Consider the following 19547-nt stretch of genomic DNA (forward strand, 5'->3'; position numbering starts at 1 on the left):
TACACTAATAATTTACTCATAACGAAGTGCTTCAATTGGATCTAATTTCGCAGCTTTGTTTGCTGGAATTAATCCGAAAATAATACCAAGTGTCATAGAGAATAGTACGCCGCCAACGACAACTTCCCAAGAAACGAGTGGTGGCCATTTCGCAAATGTGGAAACAATATATGCCCCGCCATATCCAAGACCAATTCCGATTAAACCACCTAGAAGTGTTAACATAACTGCTTCAATTAAAAACTGTAATAAAATTTTACTACGTGTTGCTCCAAGTGCCTTACGCACCCCAATTTCACGTGTACGCTCTGTTACAGATACGAGCATGATGTTCATTACACCGATACCACCAACGACTAATGAAATACCAGCGATACCGCCGATGATCATCGTCATAATATTAGTCATTTTTGAAATACCTTCTTGAAGTTCTTTTAAATTCATAACCTCGTATTTACCAGTTGCATCACTCGGTTTACGACTATTTAAGACATCTGCAGCTTTTTTACCTGCTTTTTCTAAATTATCTACATTTTTTGCTTGAACAGAAATATTTTGAATTTCATCTTTTCCATACAGTGTCGGCCATAATGAAATTGGAACTAGTGCTTCTGATGGTCCCATTCCCATAAATTCGTTATCTGATTTGTAGACACCGATAATTTGCATCGGTTGCCCCTTCATTTCAATAATTTTACCGACTGGATTAGCATCCTTAAACACCTTATCTTCCATTTGTTTACTAATCATGACAACATTATTACCTTGATCCACATCTGATTCTTGTAAAGAACGTCCCTTTAACAACTTTACTTTATTTACTGAAAAATACTCACTGTCTAATCCAGTAATACTCACCATTTCTATTTTATCTTCAATATCAATTGGTTCCATACTTGAATTTGTTGTTACAACATGTGCGATATCTGGAATTTTTTTAATTTCAAAAATATCTTCTTCAGTTATCTTCGGTGCTTCTACCATCGCCATACCAAAAGGATCATTCATATCGGCACTATAATGAATCGGTACCGTTTGATTACCTGATCCAACAAATTGGGATTTCAGTGCAGCTTCCCCGCCTTGCCCAATCGCAACGACGGTAATAATAGAGCCTACACCGATAATAATCCCTAGCATCGTCAAAGCTGAGCGTAGTTTATGAGCTAAAATAGACGATAAGGCAATTTTCATACTATCTAGTAAACTCATACTGCACACCTTCTATCTTCTGTAACTTTCCCATCTCGCAGTACAATGCGACGGGAAGAATACGCTGCTACCTCTTCTTCATGCGTAACCATAACAATCGTCGTACCTTCTGCATTTAGCTTCGTGAAAATATCCATAACTTGTGCACCAGACTTCGTATCAAGTGCACCTGTCGGCTCATCGGCCATAATAAACGTTGGATTATTTGCAATCGATCTCGCAATCGCTACACGTTGCTTCTGTCCACCTGATAACTCACTAGGTAAATGATGGACTCTATCTGATAATCCAACTTTCCCAAGCGCTTCAAGGGCTCTCTGACGACGCTCTGCTTTCTTCACCCCACCGTAGATGAGCGGAAGTTCAACGTTTTCCACTGCGGAAAGACGCGGCAGCAAATTAAAGTGCTGGAACACAAAGCCGATATATTCATTACGAATTAAAGCTAGTTTTGACTCGTCTGCTGTTAAGATATTCACATCATTCAACATATATTCACCTTCTGTTGGACGATCTAAACAACCGATAATATTCATAAGCGTTGATTTACCAGAACCAGACGGTCCCATAATAGAAACGAACTCACCGCTTTGAATTGTTAAACTAATACCATGTAAAATCGGCACTGCCAATTTTCCTTGATAATATGTTTTAGCAATATTATTTAACGTAATCATTTCTCTTTCACTTCCATTCCGTCATACACGTCGTCGGAAGGATTTTTAACCACCTTTTGCCCCACTGTTGCGCCTTCAACAATCTCTGTCCAGTCTCCATCAGTAGAACCTTTTTTCACATTTTGTTTACGAAGCTTTCCTTTCTCTTCAATATAAACAAATGCATCTTCGCCTTTTTCTACAATGCTCTTACTTGGAACAGCAATCATCGTCTTATTCTCTAAATTTACTTGCAGAGAAACGTGATAACCTGGAGATAAACCATCTTGGCTATCAAGACTCGCTTTATATGTATATTGAGACATATTTTGAGTTCCCTCACCAGCAGCTTGAGCCATCTCTGCACTCGTTGGGAATTCACTTACTTCCGTAATCTTACCTGTCCACTTCTTCTTATTATTTGCTTTCGCAGTTACAGTGAACGTTTGATCTTTTTGAATTTGTGACTTTTGAAGCTCTGTTAAAGTCCCTTGAACCTGGAACGGGTCTTTAGAAGCAACTTGTAAAAATGCTTTCCCTTGACCACCTAATGCCTGAGATGAACTTTGCGCTGCATCCTTATCTAACTTCTGTACAACACCAGTAAAATTACTATAAATCGTAAGTTCTTTCTGTTTTTTACTTAACTCTTCTTTTTGTAACTTCCCTTTTTCTTTCTCAAGGTCAGTTGTTTTCTGAGCCATTTCTAACTCGCTTACTTGCTCTTCCATCGGGTCTGTTACTTCTTTCCCAGCCCCACTATCTTTTACCTTCTTAATTTCTTTCTTCAATGAATCAATCTTCTTTTTCCCTTGATCGTAACGCATATCCGCCATCTTCTGATCAAGATCAGCTTGCTTCATTTGAAGATTAATTTCTTCATTATCATAAGAGAATAATTTCGTTCCCTTTTCTACCTCTTGTCCTTCTTTCACCGCAATATCTTTCACTTTTCCTTTAGTCGGATCCGCATAAAAACTTTCAATATTCCCTGGCTTCACCTGACCAGAAATTAACTTCGTATTATTAAGCTTACGCTCTGTCACTTTCTCAAAACTTACAGCATCTGTCTTCGCCGTACCTTTCTTCTTACCTTGCATAACAAAAATATTAACTGCTGCTACAATAACAATTAGTGCAATAACTCCGATGATAATCCATTTCTTCTTCTTGTTTGGAGTACGAACCGTATTTGGTAACATATTCTCTCTCCTTTTATATCTTAATAGTTTAATAGATATTTAATTGTATAAAACTTTCGGAAAATTTTATCCCCACTTACATTGTTACACTCATTTTACAAAGTTTTACACAATCATTTATATTGTAACAAAAATACCAATGATTAGAAATATGACATTCTATCTTTTAAGATAGTTTTAAGGAAAAGAAAAATCCAATTTAAATTAGTTTTTTTGTATTTAGATGATACATTTTCATCTTACACAACATCAATTTCATGCTCCCTCCTTTACTAAAGAACTTCCTACTAATTTGAATTATTAAACTAAATCCCCCAATTGCATCGCCCTCATTTTTGTCATATATATTTGACATTTTATTTATCCAAGTGTAAAGTGTCATATATATATGACACTTCAGTACACGAAGCCTACAAATATTAATAGGAGGTTTATATTTGAATAACGTTAAAAACTATCGGAAATCTGAAGGCCTGTCTCAGTTAGAATTAGCTAAAAAAGTTAATGTGGCTAGACAGACAATAAACTTAATTGAAAACAATAAATATAATCCTTCTTTAGCTTTATGTATCGAATTAGCAAAAGCGTTAAAAACAGATTTAAACAGCCTATTTTGGGAGGGAGATTAAATGATGAAAATTGAATGGAAAGAAAAAGTATATAATAATTTTATTGGAACAATTAGTGAAAGAGATGAGTATCAAAAACAAGAAATCAATAAAGAATTAGCTATAGCTGGAATTGGTTTATGGTGGTTAAATATGTTGGTAATGCTTGTTATGCTACTCGTCGATACTATGAACCATACAATATCTATAGGTACTATATTTATTTTTCTTATTAATATGATTTATGCTAATTATTTAATCTTTAAATTGAAAAAAAAGGGCCTAAATGATACTGAGTGTGCAACAGAAGAAGAGTATTTACAACATAAAAAAACATTAAGAAAAGCTGGCTTAAAAGCAGGTGTACTTTGGGGCTTCCAAATGTTTGTTTTTATGAATTATATCCTTCCCTATTTAGGCTCAGAAGAAATCTCGGTTTCTTTATTTAATGTTGTGCTTTACTGCTGTGGTGGCGGATTTTTTGGTCTATCCATGTATATAGTCGGTTTATTAAATCTAAAAAAATTATATTAAGTAACTAGCCCCTCAGTAACTGAAAGTACTATTTAATATATAAGCGATTTACACATAAAACTTTAATTTTACATATGGTCGTCCTTTCGATTATAAAAAAAGCGATCCAAAATAATGATTGGATCGCTTTCCCGAATAAACTATTACGCCACTTTAGGACCTTTTCTCTCATGTCCCATTTGAACAATCAGTAAGAAAATTGTTGATAAAACACCGCCTGCTAACAGTAACATGAAACAACCATCCCAGCCAGAACGATCAACAATAATACCAATTGCTGCGTTTGCTACGAAGCTTCCTCCAACATAACCAAACAGACCACACATACCAACTGTTGTACCTACTGCAAATTTCGGTACTAATTCCATTGCACTTAAACCAATTAAAAACTGTGGTACGTAAATTAAGCAACCGATAACAGAAACTGCAATACTCACAACAAGTATGCTAGTTGCTTGCCAATATACAACCGTACCAACAACAACCCCAGCCATACTAATAACACATAATGGCATACGTTTCCCTTTGAATAATTTATCACTTAAAAAGCCGACAATTAAAGAACTTGGAATCGCTGCTGCCTCAAATATTGAATACGCTGCATGCGCTTCTGTTTTTGTAAAACCTTTAACTGTTGTTAAGTAAATTGGTACCCAGTTAATAACACCGAAGCGAATTAAGTAAACAAATGCATTGGCAATACATAAATACCAAACGAACTTATTTGTCACTACATATTTCATTAAAATTTCTTTTGGTGACATCTTGTTAGCATTATCTGCTTTTTCAAGATCTTCATAGTCATTACGATACTCATCAATTGGCGGAAGACCTTCAGATTCTGGTGTATCCTTCGCATTAATCCATACTAGAACTGCAATTACCATAACGATAATCGCTGGGAAAATAAATACGCCACCTTGCCAATGACTTTCACCAAAAATACCTACACCAATTCCAATGAATGGCGGAACAAGTAATCCACCCACGTTATGTGAAATATTCCAAAGACCTGTTTTCGTACCACGTTCTTTCTTTGAAAACCATTTCGTCATAACAATACTACACGGTGGTGCTCCCATACCTTGTACAATACCGTTTAGAACAAGTAATGTTAAAATCATCCCAAAGGAAGATGCAAAACCGAAACAAATATTAACAAGCCCAGATAAAAATAAACCTACTGCAATAAATCGTTGAGCAAAAGCCTTATCCGATAAATTCCCCATAAAGAATTTACTAAGTCCATAAACAACAGCCATTACTGCACCTAATAACCCGATTTGTGTAGTGCTAAATCCGTACTCGTCTACTAAATACGTAGTAGATAAATTAAAGTTACTACGAACTAAATAATAAGCAGCATACCCAACTGAAATTCCCATTAGCACACGAATACGTAATAATTTGTATACCCTGTCAATCATATCCGCCGGCAATCTCTCAATTGCAGGTGCTGGCTTAAGCCATTTAAACATATTCTTTCGTCTCCTTTTCTCACTGCTGAGAGAGACGCTGTCTATTCCATATCTCGATTATTCCACTATTTGATATATTTTTGTTCGTCCTTCTAACCGGCTGACCTTCTATCTCTTTCTGATTCTTCGCAAACATCGTTGGTACGCCAAACGAAACTTTTTCTAAAATGTGCCCCGCTTCTTCTGATAAACAATAATCAATAAATAAGTCCGCAATAAAACCACTCGGTGCACGCTTCAGTTTCGAAATCGCATTAACAGATAATCCTGTTTGCTCAGGTTCGTTACTTAAAATAGGAAAGCCTTGTTTTTGAAGCATTCTCTGATCTCCCGCAAAATTGATGCCTATCATATATTCACCGCTCGCAACCAGTTCTGCAGGCATATAACCATTCACCGTTACTTCACCAACTTGCCTTGCAAGATTCTTAACATACTCTTTCGCTTCTCTTTCACCTAAAGTATCAATAAGTGATTGAAACAAAGTATATGCTGTGCCGGAAACATTTGGATCAGGCATTGCAATCTTATCCGTATATACCGGATCTAATAAATCTTGCCACCTTGATGGATATGGAAGACCGAGCGGCGCTATTTCTTCATTCCACCGCTCTTTATTAATCGCGATTGCCAGTTTCTCCACTTCATAACCGTACCAATAACCATCTTTATCTTTAACAGTCTTTGAAATACGATTCGCATGCTGGGTCGTAACAGGAATAGAAAGGTTCTTTTGCTTCATCATTTGATGCGCATCTACTGTACCGCCAATAATAATATCCGCCTTCGGATTTCCAGCTTCCTCTTCTACTCTCCGAAGAAGTTCTTCTGTCGATAGACGAATAAATTCATATGTACACCCGCGTTGTTTACAAAATGACGAAAGCAAAGCTTCACCAACTTCCTCGCGGGCCGCTACATACGCAACGAGATGACGATCATCCAAAATAGGGAGACCACTTTTATTATATTTAATAGAGGTTGTATCTCGAGAGCAACTAGACATCGCTCCTCCGATTACTAGCAAAAAGAAGAAAAAGGCTATCTTTCTCATGACACACTCTCCTTTACAAGGAATTCTGCTAGGGAGCCCTTCATATACATGACATTCCCGTTATTATCACCGAGATATTGCACAACAAAGTACGATGGATACACAGAAATAGTTAGAATATCCTCCCGCTCATTCTTTACACGTTTGCCTGTTTTATAGGCAGTAATATAAGCAATCGGCTCATTCTGTGATTGTAATAATTTCTGAATTTCTCCGTAATCTGTAATTTGCCTTGCGTATCGAATAGAATCAAATATGTGTGTAAGATCTATAGTACGTATTACATCCCCTTGCCTCACTACAACTTCCTTTGCCTCCGCAAAGAAATTACTAATGCGCTCTGGTGTATAATACAGACTTAACAAATATGTTTGAAATGCTGAGATCATCGGATCCGTGCCATTCTTTCCGTATACATTAGTCTCGTACTGGAACAAGTCACCTACTGCAAAAGTACGTTTATGTCCATTCAAGTACGTTACTTCTCCAGTAAATACTTGTTCTTGATTCCTCGCTTCTCTCGGTTCTATTCGAATTCGGTCAAAGAATGAAACAATCGTATGCAAACGAACTTCATCCGTTACAACAATTTCTCCCCACTTCTCATGCCTTACTTTCACTTCAGTAGGAAGAGATTCATTCACTCTTTGTAAAACGGCTTGTTTGTCATCCACAATTGTGATTCGATTATATATTTGCTTCTCAATAACATAAAACAAAATAAGAGAAACGATCATACAAAAGACAAACATAAGAATTTGAAATGATAGCCTTTTCATTTCTGCCTACCTCCAAGATAAAAAAACGTTGTTTCGAAAATACCGCATAATTGTTTCATAAATGTATCATTTAACCGCTTTCAAGTTTTTTATGTCTTCCATCCGTCTCGGAAGTAAAAATGTAATGCATATTGTAGTTCCCATTTCTTCACTACTCTCAATTCGCATACTTCCGCCTTGCTTCTTCATAATCTCCTGACAAATGTATAAGCCATAGCCATTCCCGTAACTTGAAGGAAGCACCTTACCTTCCGGAGACTCATTCCATTCTGCAAGCACACCTTCATCCATACCAATACCATCATCATGAACAAAAACTTTCGCTTCCTGCTCATTTATAATTACATTCATACGAACTTGCGTAGCATCACTATATTTAATCGCATTATCAAGCACATTCAAGAAAATTTGCTTCGTCTTATCAAAATCCGCAACGACGTGTACTTCTGTTAACTCATTCATAACTTCAATTTCAAACTGCTGCAACCTAAGTTTCACAATCGAAACCGCTTCTTCTGCCAATTCTTTAATATTCGCGACTGTAGGTGACACTTCAAACGTACTCTTCCCGTACTTTGAAGACTTAAGTAATTCCTCTACAAGTGATAATAGACGCTCACTTTCCACAGACACATAACGGAGGCTCTCCTGCACATCTTCCTTCGATTGTAACTTCGGAATTAAATCTACATAACCGATAATTGCTGTTAGCGGTGTTTTCAGCTCATGCGTAATGCGGTCCAAGAAATCTTTCTGTTTCTCTTTCTCTTCCTTCAGCTGCTTAATATGCAGCTCAATCCCATCAGCCATCGCATTAAAGGACGCTGAAAGCTGCGCAATTTCCACATACTCATTCAGCTCAATCTTACTTTCATAATCTCCATTCGCAAGCCGATATGCCATTTGCCTTAACTGATCAATTGGTTTATGCAGAGACTTCGCCAAACGAATCGCAAAGAAAATACCAGCAGCTACTAAACAAAGAGAAGTCATTAAAAACGTCCAACTCACATTTGTTAAAACTTCCTTCTCATCCGTTAACTCATTTATAAAACGAATACTTCCAATGACATCGTTTCCATAATAAACCGGACTTGAAAACAAAAGAATTGGAGCTGGGTCTCCCTCCTCGAAAACATACGATTTCTTTCCCTTCAAAGAACTCTCGATGTCAATATTCCGATGAAGTAACGCTCCTTTTTGTGTATCTGCAACAACATCTCCATTCTTCCCAATCATCTGCACCCGGACATCCATTCGCTTCGCTAAATACGAAGCAATTAAAAGCGAATTAGGCCCTAGCGTCTCTACTTCTGCTTCCTTCTCTAAATAATTCATCGTATAAATTTGCGCTTCCACACTTAACTTTTCTAAGGAATCTGCCGCATTATGATACACATTCTTCTCCAGTGCAATATAAACAACCGCATACAAAAGAACAAGAATTGGAATCAACAACCCAACTATTCCAAACACCATATTTCGTTTTAAAGACATATCATCACCTTTTAGCAATCAAGCTTATACCCCACACCATAAATTGTCTTAATATACTCCCCGCTCGTGCCGAGTTTCTTTCGAAGCCTTTGCACCATAATATCAACCGCTCTCGTATTTCCGATATACTCAAACCCCCATACCTTCTCTAATAGCTCATCCCTCATGAACACACGCTGCGGATTCGAAACAAACAACTGACATAAATTAAACTCTCGGTACGTTAACTGAACCTCCTGCCCACTCACATGAAGCTTTCGTTCCTTTGGACAAATAAGTAAATCACCAGCCACAATCACCTCATGATTTAAAGGAACCTCCTTCTTCGTCACGCGCCGCGCCATATTCTTCACCCGAAGAATAAGCTCCGCATAATTAAAAGGCTTCGTCACATAATCATCAGCTCCAAGCTGAAGACCAAGTAACTTATCATTCATCTGACTCTTCGCTGTCAACATAAGCACCGGAATATCACGCTCCTTCTCTCTGAATAAGCGTAACAACTCATACCCATCCGTATCAGGAAGCATCACATCTAAAATAAGTACATCCGGCTGCTCATTCCATCTCTCTAAAGCTTCTCTCCCATCAGCCGCCGTCAACACTTCATACCCTTCCATCTCTAACTGCATCCGAATCAAATTACGAATACTCGATTCATCATCTACTACAAGTATTTTCATCATTCTCCTCCTTCCATCCTGTATTATAGTACAGTTTAGTATAGCAAAAATAAGACAAAAAAAGAGAGGGTATTGTCGAACATATTTTGTCGACGATACCCTCTCTCATTTATTATTTAGCCACAAAATAATCCGTTACATATTGTGCCCAAACTTCATGTCCCTTAGCACTTGGGAAACCGAACTCTGTTTGTAAGTACGGTAAAATCGCTTTCGTTGTTGCATCAGGCCAAGCTCCCCAATGATCAACATATGTATAACCATTTTGCGTCGCAAATTGTTTTAAAGCTTCAATCGCTTTCGGATAATTCTTCGCACCATACACTGGGTTTGATGGTTGAATCATAATTGTAGCGCCTTTTGCACTAGTAGAAAGTGCTTGCACAAACTTCTGTGTACTCGCTACAGAATTTCCATTACCAGTTTTTCCGTTGTCGGTAATAAATGGTGGTTCAAATAAAATTACATCCGGATTGTCTTTCGCAATCTCTTTATCGCGTTTATTTGCAATTAATTCCTCTGTACTTTCACCCTTATATTCCTTTACCGTCACATTCCATAAACCTTTACCGTAAGAAGCCTCTAAATTAGCAGTGAACTTAGCTACCCAAGCATCTTTTTCAGATGAAGAAGCTTCATCACCAACGATAACAAGATTTACTGCCTTCTTATCCTGAGCAGCTTTCTTTAACTTCTCTTTCACTGCATCAGGTAAGTTCTTCGCGTATGCTTCATTAAAAGATGACTTTGCATCTTGTTTTTTCTCTTCTTTTTTCTCTTCCTTCTTCGCTCCGCTATCTTTCACTTCAGCCTTTGTTTTCGTTACTTCACTCGTTTGCCCTGTTGCATTCGCAATCTTCTTATTCCAATATAGTTTACCGCTCACAACCGAAGCAATAAACAATACAAAAATAAATAGGACAACTACTGCTTTCTTATTCATCGATTCACCTCATCTATTAATCTCACAATATATAATACTAATATAAATCTACGCAAAAATAAACCCAACTCCTTCCAAGAGAGTTGGGTCCAATACATATTACTTAGTCAATTCAAGATGTGCTTTTAACTTGTTCGTTAAATCTTGTTTTGCTGCATCTGGAACATAATAGTACCAAATACCATCAGCGGCTTTGTGACCGTCACCTGGGATTTGGATATCCTCACTGTTCTGCAAACAATTTTTATAATTCTTTTGCATATCAAACATTTGATCTTGCGTTAAGTTTGTCTTCACGTTCTTTTGAATCGCTGTAAGTACATCACCATAACTTGATAAAGAAGAGAAGCTTGCGCCTTTCTTAATAACAGCCTGCATCACTTGACGTTGACGCATTTGACGACCGAAATCGCCGCGAGGGTCTTCTTTACGCATACGTGTGAATGCTAGAGCTTGGTCACCTGTTAAATGAACATTTCCTTTAGCAAAGTGATGACCATTTTGTGTAAACTCTAAATCATTATTTACATCTACTCCACCGACTGCATCAACAATATCTTTAAATCCTTCCATATTCACTTCAATATAATAGTTAATAGGAACATTTAAGAACTTTTCTACAGTTGCGACAGACATGTCTACGCCACCAAATGCATAAGCATGGTTGATTTTATCACTTTTCCCTTTTCCAACGATTTCTGTATATGTATCACGAGGGATACTTACTGTCTTCATCGAGTTATTTTTAGGGTTTAACGTGATGACCATTAAAGAATCTGAACGTCCTTTATCATCACCGCGTTCATCGGCTCCTAGTAATAGAATTGAAACTGGTTCAGATTTACTGATTTTTTCTTCTTGTTTATTATCTTGATCACGTTTTAATGGTTTATGAACTTCATCTAATGTTTTTGAAACAGAAGAATATATATTATAAGCGTAGACTCCTCCACCTATAATTAGCACTCCTATGATTCCTAATATCCAAAATAGAATTTTCTTTTTCATTATTATAGACCTCTTCTTTCAATCATTCTGAATAAATCTCCAGATAATAAAAATATCAATTTAGTCTATTATACTAGGAATGATATTCTATAACCAGTATATCAAAGCATATTCTAGCTTAATTAACCTAAACCTTTGATAGCTTTTTCTTTCCCAAAAGCATAACTAATATTATTTTACTTTATAGTACTTTACATACCAATTAGCGAATTCCTGTAAGCCTTTTTCTATAGAAGTTTCAGGTTTAAATTCTACAGCCCTTTGCAATAAATCAGTTGATGCATAAGTAGCCGGTACATCTCCTGGTTTGATAGGCTCAAATACCTTTTCAAACGCAACTTCTCTTCCTAAAGCTTTACCTAGTACTTTCTCTAATGTTTCGATAAACACCATCAATTTTTCGGGATTATTATTTCCAATATTAAATACCTTATGTTCAACATCACCTTCAGGCGGATTACTCAAAAGACGTTGAATCCCTTCAACAATATCATCTATATAAGTAAAATCACGATATAGGTCGTTATCAAAATCACCATTATTAAATATTTTGATTGACTCACCAGCAAAATATTTATCAGTAAAGCCAAAATAAGCCATATCTGGACGCCCCATAGGACCATACACTGTAAAGAAGCGAAGTCCCGTAGCAGGAATTTTGTACAAATGGCTATACGTATGAGCCATTAGTTCATTTGATTTCTTAGTAGATGCATAAAGTGATACCGGATTATCCACAAAATCAGTTTCCTCAAAAGGAACCTTTTTATTTGCTCCATAAACAGAACTAGATGATGCATATACAAGATGGTCTACTGGGTAATGTCTACACGCTTCAAGAATATTATAGAAACCAATGATATTACTTTGAATGTATACATCTGGATTTTCAATTGAATATCTCACACCAGCTTGTGCAGCCAAATTCACTACAATATTTGGCTTGTACTCTTCAAAAAGCTTAGTAATCATATCCTTATCAGAAATATCACCTTTAATAAAAGTAAATTTCTCATACGGTTTCAGTTGCTCCAAACGAGCATATTTAAGATTCACATCATAATAGTCATTTATATTATCGATACCTATTACTTGGCAACCTTGTTCTAATAATTTTTTAGATAAGAAATATCCAACAAAACCTGCTGCTCCAGTAACAAGGTATACTTTACTATTATCTAGAGGCTTGTAATTCAATATTATCCGACTCCCTCATACGTTCTCTACTTGTAAATTTTCTTCCGATAGAATGATACTCTATCCCAGCTTCTTGCATCGCTGAAATATCATAAATATTTCTTCCATCATATACAAGGGGCGTTCTCATTAACTTCCTATAATTTTCTGGAGTTAATTCTTTCACTTCTCCCCATTCTGTGAAAATAAAGCAGACGTTTGCACCTTTTAAAGCTTGTTCGACATTAGCAACATATGTAATATTGCCATTTTTATTTTTACCCTCTGGGTACACTTTAGCAAAGTTGTTTACACCTACTGGATCAAATGCATAAATATCTGCACCTTGCTCTAACAATAGAGGAATATTTTCTAGGGATGCAGCTTCTCTTAAATCGTCCGTACCAGGTTTAAATGTCAATCCTAATACTGCCACTTTAAGCCCATTAAAAGTAATTAATCTTTGGCTAGCTTTTTTATATAATAAAGTCTTTTGATCTTTATTTACATCAATTGTAGCCTTTACTGTTCTTAATTCATAACCATTTTGTCTCGCTAAATATTCTAATGCCTTTGTATCTTTAGGGAAGCATGATCCCCCAAAACCAATACCTGCATTTAAAAATTTACTTCCGATACGCTCATCAAAGCTCATGCCCTTTGCAACATCTTGAATATCTGCTCCGACCAACTCACATAGATTTGCAATATCATTCATGTAAGAGATTTTAAGGGCAAGAAAATCATTAGAAGCATACTTAATCATTTCAGCTGATCGTCTATTCACTGAAACGATAGGTAAATGAAATGGCTTATAAAGATTCATTAACACTTCTTCAGCCCATTTACTTTCTGTACCAATGACAACTCTTTCTGCATATAACGTATCATGAACAGCAGAACCTTGCGCTAAAAACTCTGGATTTGATGCTACTTCTACTTTCACATCATTTACTAAAAAGTCCTGAATAAACTGCTCAACTTTATCATTTGTTCCAATTGGAACTGTTGATTTCACAACAACAAGACAATCTTTTTCTACACTTTCAGCAATTTGCTTCGCAACAGTTGCAATATATGAAAGGTTTGCAGAACCATCGGCTTGTTCTGGAGTCCCTACACCAATAAAAATTGCGTCTGCATCTTTGTATGCTGATTTATAATCTGTTGTATAATTAATTCTTCCTGCAGTGTAATTTTTCTGCATTAGCTCTTCTAGATCCGCTTCATAGATTGGAGAAACACCAGATTCCATTAACTTTACTTTTTTTTCATCAATATCAACGCAAGTTACTTGATGCCCCACTTCGGCAAAACATACACCAGCTACTAGGCCGACATATCCTGTTCCTGCTACTGCTATTTTATACATGGATAAACCTTCCTCTTCGATTTTCTATCTTACCATCGCTTAACTATAGATAATAAAAACTATTCTTGTCCATTTGATAAAACTATCCTAACTACAATCAAATTCAATTCTTTTGTCTTCTCAAATTTTTTAACGGGACAAGAATTAACTCTTTCTCATATTTATTCAAGCCTAAAATCCACATCACTAAAATGTAAGTAACTACATACAACATTAATTTAAGTAAAAATGATAATATTTGCGAGTTAAAATTAATCTCATTTATAAATATTCCAAAAATACACGTAATGACTAAAGGAATACTTATTTTTATCATTTCTTTCCAAAACTTGATTATATTTAACTTTACTTTCTTATAATAATATATATTCATTATCAACCCATTTCCTATAAGATACGACGTACTTGTCGCCACAGCTGCCCCAATTCCTCCATAATGAATTGCTAAAGGAATTGAAAACACTATATTTAATAACGACATTACAAAAAATACAGATGCCCTAAATGAGTACATATTTTTTGCTTGAAGTATAGTTAATCCAATATTTTGAATCAAATCTATTGTAAAAGGAACCATGATTATTAGTGTAATATAATACGCCTCACTAAAACTATCACCTACCCAAATATAAATAAATTCTTTCCCAAACATAATAAATCCAGTTAATACTGCCCCTAAGATGATATACTGTAACCTTCCTAATTTTATAAAAATATCCGTCAACTCATCATTAGAAACATTTTCTGTAACTTTTTTAGTTATACTGGGTAGAAAAACTCCCGACATCGCAGTTGATAAGGTCATATAATTCATTATTATTTGTGAGCCAATAGAATAAACAGCTACTGAAGATGTACCCACAATTATTCCTAATATCACCTGATCAGATCTCCAAAAAATTTGGTCCATTAAAGCCGTAATAAATATAAAGAACGAATAGCGGAACATTTCTTTTAACAATGGCATATCCCAATAATGAAGTTTTACTTTCACCTGAAGTTTTTTTAATGAATAATATATTTTCAACACTATTCCCAAAACATTAATAAGCGCTTGAATTATCACAACAATTAAAGCACTAGCTTCAATAGAAAACACAGCAAAAACAATAATAGGGCGCATAATGGTTTGTATAATAGATAAACCTTTTAAAAACATAAATTGCTCATTAGCAGTAATAATCGCATTAAATACCGATGTTGATATCGTTATTACAGTTGTTATTAAAATTATGATATAAATCTTTTCTGCGGAAGCAATTTCCGAAGGTGTTAAGGCATTATTGAAAATTTCATCCAAATAAAAGTACAAAATGATTCCAACAACAACCAGGATCATTGTTAATAGAATATATATAACTGTAGATATAGCAAGCACATTCTCTTTAGCTTTTTCATCCTTTAAAGCGATATACTTCGAATAATATCTTGTTACAGTATTAGATAATCCAAAATCAAATAAACCCAAATACACTAAAAACGAACCCATTAATTGGTATAAACCATACTCGTCTTTCCCTAAAAAATAGAGTAAAATTGGTATATATATAAAACCTACTAATGCGTTCGTCCCGGTTAGTGCATACGATAATAATACTCCCGCTTTTCTTTGATTAATTTTCAAAATACATTACCTCTACTTTAAGTATTATTATAATTCATATAAAGAATAGTACTTATGGTGACTCTCTATTTTTTATAAAAGTATGAACGTAAAACAAATATATACGATAATAAGCTGACAGAAAAACCAGTTAATATTTACACTTTTATATTTTTAAATCACTTTATTATCTTATAAAAATGAATTTATCTTTCAGCGACATGATTTCTCGCGAAATCCATAAAAATAAATACAATTAAAGAGAAAGACGTCGCATGCTATACAACGTCCCTCTTCAGTCATACATAAAAAATCCATATCCACTTTTATAAATTTTTTATGTTTTAATTTTAATTTGAATAAATTTACTTTTGGTAGATATTAACATAAAGTACAATATATAATAGAAATTTGCACTATATATAAATGCATCTATTGAACTAATTAATACTAGTATTACAATGAATATATATCCTTCTTTATTACTATTGAAAAAAGACCAAATAATATATATTAAATAGGTCATCAATCCAATAATTCCAAAATTAATTAACACCAAAATAAACGCGTTACTATAATTCGTTAAATTATATCCTTTAAAATAGTTTGAAAGCTGACCAAATCCCACACCAATTATTTGATTGAATGTTGGTAAAAGGTCAAAATAACCAATATACCCTGTGAATCTTATTTGACTCCTATCATCAATATTCATTGATTTATTCACATTAAATTCTAATAACCAATCTAAATTTAAATATTTAACACATATAATAGCTATTATGAATAATGCAGTGATTACAAAGAAAATCATCTTCAATCGCTTATTCCAAACACCATATATTAAAAGAATAATTAAACCACCAGCAATACCAAGGGTAGAAGTAGAAAGTACTAATGCACTAATACATAGAATTGCAATTATATATTTCTTATTAGCCAACATACATCCTAAAATAGGAAGTATATAAATTGCAAAATATGATGGTTCTGAAAAAAAGGAATTTGGTCTCATATATGAAGTAGACCACTTCCCTTCTGCAACCAGGCCCTTAAACAACATACCATTATGCGGAATATTCCCAATAGAAATCAGGAATAATTGGTAGAATAAAAATACCGATACAACTATTGACATAGTTGTTAACACTTTGATAAATATTTCTTTTTCATAGAATGGAACAAGCTGCATAATTAATAGACTGTTAATTATCGCCATCGATATATTCCAAATAATCATCTCTGTCCCAGTTACTTCAACTAATTGAAAATAGGCTATTATAGACAGCAATGAATGAGTTCCTAATAAAATCATAAAAGGAACATTAATAACTATTCTACCACCTATAATTAAACAAAAAGTAGCACCAATTAAAAGAATAATTGTTCCAATTGAAATTGGTCCAGCTACTTCATAAGGTGAGAATATAGGAAAGAGACAGACAGTAATAGCTGAGATATAACTTATAAGTTTTCCTAAAGAGTAATGTTGATTTGTCATTTAATCAGCCCTTATTTTTTCTATAAAATGTATAAAAAAACCAAAGGAAATAAGCATTTGTATGTTTTAATAAAAATACTTTAAAACTGGTTTTCCTATTTACTCCAATGTCACTATAGAGATTTAGTATATCTTTTGTATGATTATGTTCTCTTACTTCCCTTAATTTTGCTAACTTTATTGAGAATACTTCTTCTGACATAACTATATTAGTAACTGAACTTAAAATATTTTGAAGATAATATTTCATAAGAAATTCTTTCAATTTATCAAATAGCCCAACTGATTCTAATAATACTTGTATTCTCTGATTTAATAATAAGATTTCCCTGAATCGATTAGCATTATAACACCTTGTAGCAGAACCTGCTCTTTCTTCTACCCTATAGAAGTCTTTAGATAAAACTCCGATTTTTTCATTTGTTAACAGCAGTGATTTAATTGTAAATAAAAAATCTTCACCGTAGGGCATATCTGTATCAAAAATAACACCGTTTTCCTTAATCAACTTTAAAGAAAATAATATTCCGCACGCTGTTCTAGACATTTTTCCATCAATCATATTTTCAATACACTTCTCTGAGGTTTCATAATACCCTGGCTCAATTCTCTTTATTTTTTGTCCATTACTTAAGTTACAAAAAATTAGATTACTCCGTTCTTCTTCAACCATTTGATACATCTCTTCAAGCATAGTTTCTTCTATATAATCGTCACCATCAACAAAAGTCACATATTCTCCAGTGGCAATATTTATCCCTTGATTCCGTGCTGCACTAACCCCTAAATTCTTTTGATTTACACATATAACCCTTCTATCTAAATCCCTATAGCTATTAACTATCTCTAAAGATCTATCGGTTGAACCATCGTTTACTACTATTACTTCAATTTCTTTAAGTGTTTGATTACATATAGATTCTATGCATCGCCCTACATAATTTTCAACATTATAAATGGGAATTATTATACTAATCTTTACATTACTACTCATCACTTTGACATCGCTTCTACTTTTAATAACAAGTCTTTCACAATAAAGGCGGGGGAAAGTTCATCTACTACTCTCATCATTTCTTTAGGGTAATCATTATTTCTAATTTTATTTATTGCTTTAATAATGTCTTCTTTATTATTTTCACAGAAAACATATCTATTGTATTTAGAATAAAACTCCTTTATTTTTGCTGAATCCCCGTCTAATATAAACAATATTGGCTTTGTCGTACCCGAATAATAGTATACTTTTGCAGGAATCTGAGTACCAGTTAAATTACAAAGATGTACAAATACATCAGTATTTCTCTCAATTTCGTTAAGCTCTTTAATTGGTATCCTACTACCTATATTAATTTTATTAATGGATTTCGCAGGATTATCTGAATTTCCACGAACCACCATATTTACTCCTGTTTCTAATGCTGCATCATACAAAGGATCCAAATTTCTCACCTCTGAGTGATAATCCCCAAAATATCCAAAGGTCATTTTATTTCTTTCTATATTATAAGATAAGTGATTATCAATAGAAAAATATGGTATTAAGATATAATCAATTTTATTTTTTTGTTGAGGAAATAGTTCCTTTTGCTTCTCCGCAGTGAAGGGAGATACATATATAATTTTATCTGCAGAGCTTATTAAATTTTCCTCTTCTTTATATAATCTATGATTTAATAAATTTCTTTTTCTTGTTATATCAAGGTACATTGGATCTCCCCAAAGTTGCACCCATTTCCCATATCTAACTTTCCCTTTTTCAATTAAATATTTAGCGAACAAATGAGAATGTTTCGGATCCGAGGATGAAATTATTAGATCATAATACTCTTCATCAGAAAAACGCTCAACGTTGTTTACCCAAGCTTTTTGAGTTCCGTATATAGAGAAATTATTATATATTTTTCTTAATAAATTTTTTACACTTTTAAATTTATGATTCTTAGCTTTTTTATTACTCAACGCATCAAAAGTTGGACTAATACTGTACTCTTCAATATCTACTTCCTTAGGTAACTCAAAACCATTATCTTGAGCTATATGGTTCTCGGGTAATCTAGCAGTAATCACCTTAACATAATTGCCCATTTCTACCAATCCCTGTATATAAGCTACATTCATCATGGTAACTGATGAATTTGATTTAATAGCTTGGCCAGCTATAAATAATATTCTCATTGAATCAAACCTCACTTAGAAAAATCTTATATATTTTTACTGCACTGAAATAACATATTTACT

Annotated in this window: 18 protein-coding genes; 2 read left to right on the plus strand and 16 right to left on the minus strand. The window is 34.2% G+C overall.

Translation table 11 applies throughout. From position 1 onward, the window contains the following. Positions 1-12: 12 nt before the first annotated feature. Genes MHH59_RS26210 through MHH59_RS26220 form a run of 3 tightly spaced genes read right to left on the minus strand, consistent with a single transcriptional unit; the run spans position 13 to position 3070 of the window. Positions 13-1212 (minus strand): ABC transporter permease, encoded by a 1200-nt coding sequence (locus MHH59_RS26210; RefSeq protein ID WP_033731086.1) that lies wholly within the window; start codon positions 1210-1212, stop codon positions 13-15. Continuing rightward, positions 1209-1889, minus strand: a complete 681-nt coding sequence (locus MHH59_RS26215) for an ABC transporter ATP-binding protein (RefSeq protein ID WP_002130002.1) — start codon at positions 1887-1889, stop codon at positions 1209-1211. Before MHH59_RS26215 ends, MHH59_RS26210 begins: the two co-directional genes overlap by 4 nt. Next, positions 1886-3070, minus strand: coding sequence for an efflux RND transporter periplasmic adaptor subunit (locus tag MHH59_RS26220; protein ID WP_098167550.1), 1185 nt, complete (start codon positions 3068-3070; stop codon positions 1886-1888). The genes MHH59_RS26215 and MHH59_RS26220 overlap by 4 nt, the downstream gene beginning before the upstream one ends. A 437-nt stretch (positions 3071-3507) precedes the next feature. On the opposite strand from MHH59_RS26220, the gene MHH59_RS26225 reads away from it, so the two are divergent. Both MHH59_RS26225 and MHH59_RS26230 read left to right on the plus strand, forming a co-directional pair. Further along, the gene (locus MHH59_RS26225) at positions 3508-3699 is read left to right on the plus strand and encodes a helix-turn-helix transcriptional regulator (protein ID WP_002089683.1); all 192 of its coding nucleotides are present in this window, start codon (positions 3508-3510) and stop codon (positions 3697-3699) included. Further along, entirely contained in the window at positions 3700-4212 is a 513-nt protein-coding gene (locus MHH59_RS26230; protein WP_340852768.1) for a DUF3278 domain-containing protein, read from the plus strand. 143 nt (positions 4213-4355) lie between these two features. On the opposite strand, the gene MHH59_RS26235 is transcribed toward MHH59_RS26230, so the two are convergent. The 13 genes from MHH59_RS26235 to MHH59_RS26295 form a co-directional block, all read right to left on the minus strand. Next, positions 4356-5690, minus strand: a complete 1335-nt coding sequence (locus MHH59_RS26235; RefSeq protein WP_002034819.1) for an MFS transporter — start codon at positions 5688-5690, stop codon at positions 4356-4358. A 19-nt stretch (positions 5691-5709) separates the two neighbouring features. Then, a complete protein-coding gene (locus MHH59_RS26240) occupies positions 5710-6744 on the minus strand; it encodes an ABC transporter substrate-binding protein (RefSeq protein WP_113936219.1) in 1035 nt (344 codons plus the stop codon). Then, positions 6741-7523, minus strand: a complete 783-nt coding sequence (locus MHH59_RS26245) for a DUF3919 family protein (RefSeq protein ID WP_016102280.1) — start codon at positions 7521-7523, stop codon at positions 6741-6743. The genes MHH59_RS26240 and MHH59_RS26245 overlap by 4 nt, the downstream gene beginning before the upstream one ends. A 66-nt stretch (positions 7524-7589) precedes the next feature. After that, positions 7590-9020 carry a HAMP domain-containing sensor histidine kinase gene (locus MHH59_RS26250; protein ID WP_113936318.1) on the minus strand — a complete coding sequence of 477 codons (1431 nt, stop codon included), beginning with the start codon at positions 9018-9020 and terminating at the stop codon, positions 7590-7592. An 11-nt stretch (positions 9021-9031) separates the two neighbouring features. Further along, positions 9032-9703, minus strand: coding sequence for a response regulator transcription factor (locus MHH59_RS26255; protein WP_113936218.1), 672 nt, complete (start codon positions 9701-9703; stop codon positions 9032-9034). A 112-nt stretch (positions 9704-9815) separates the two neighbouring features. Further along, positions 9816-10646: an SGNH/GDSL hydrolase family protein gene (locus tag MHH59_RS26260; RefSeq protein WP_340852773.1), complete on the minus strand. Its 831-nt coding sequence runs from the start codon at positions 10644-10646 to the stop codon at positions 9816-9818. Positions 10647-10745: 99 nt separating this feature from the next. After that, positions 10746-11654: a polyisoprenyl-teichoic acid--peptidoglycan teichoic acid transferase TagU gene (gene tagU, locus MHH59_RS26265; protein WP_215560814.1), complete on the minus strand. Its 909-nt coding sequence runs from the start codon at positions 11652-11654 to the stop codon at positions 10746-10748. Between the two features lie 171 nt (positions 11655-11825). Further along, the gene (locus MHH59_RS26270) at positions 11826-12851 is read right to left on the minus strand and encodes a GDP-mannose 4,6-dehydratase (RefSeq protein ID WP_340852775.1); all 1026 of its coding nucleotides are present in this window, start codon (positions 12849-12851) and stop codon (positions 11826-11828) included. Continuing rightward, complete coding sequence (locus MHH59_RS26275) at positions 12829-14202, minus strand: UDP-glucose dehydrogenase family protein (RefSeq protein WP_340852776.1); 1374 nt, start codon at positions 14200-14202, stop codon at positions 12829-12831. The genes MHH59_RS26270 and MHH59_RS26275 overlap by 23 nt, the downstream gene beginning before the upstream one ends. Positions 14203-14305: 103 nt before the next feature. After that, a complete protein-coding gene (locus MHH59_RS26280) occupies positions 14306-15826 on the minus strand; it encodes an oligosaccharide flippase family protein (protein WP_340852777.1) in 1521 nt (506 codons plus the stop codon). A gap of 316 nt (positions 15827-16142) precedes the next feature. Then, positions 16143-17306, minus strand: a complete 1164-nt coding sequence (locus MHH59_RS26285) for an O-antigen ligase family protein (protein ID WP_340852778.1) — start codon at positions 17304-17306, stop codon at positions 16143-16145. 4 nt (positions 17307-17310) lie between these two features. After that, positions 17311-18300: a glycosyltransferase family 2 protein gene (locus tag MHH59_RS26290; protein ID WP_305926878.1), complete on the minus strand. Its 990-nt coding sequence runs from the start codon at positions 18298-18300 to the stop codon at positions 17311-17313. Next, positions 18300-19484, minus strand: a complete 1185-nt coding sequence (locus tag MHH59_RS26295) for a hypothetical protein (RefSeq protein ID WP_340852780.1) — start codon at positions 19482-19484, stop codon at positions 18300-18302. The genes MHH59_RS26290 and MHH59_RS26295 overlap by 1 nt, the downstream gene beginning before the upstream one ends. Between the last annotated feature and the right edge of the window lie 63 nt (positions 19485-19547).

This window comes from Bacillus sp. FSL E2-0195 (genome assembly GCF_038003645.1).
Lineage (GTDB): Bacteria > Bacillota > Bacilli > Bacillales > Bacillaceae_G > Bacillus_A > Bacillus_A mycoides.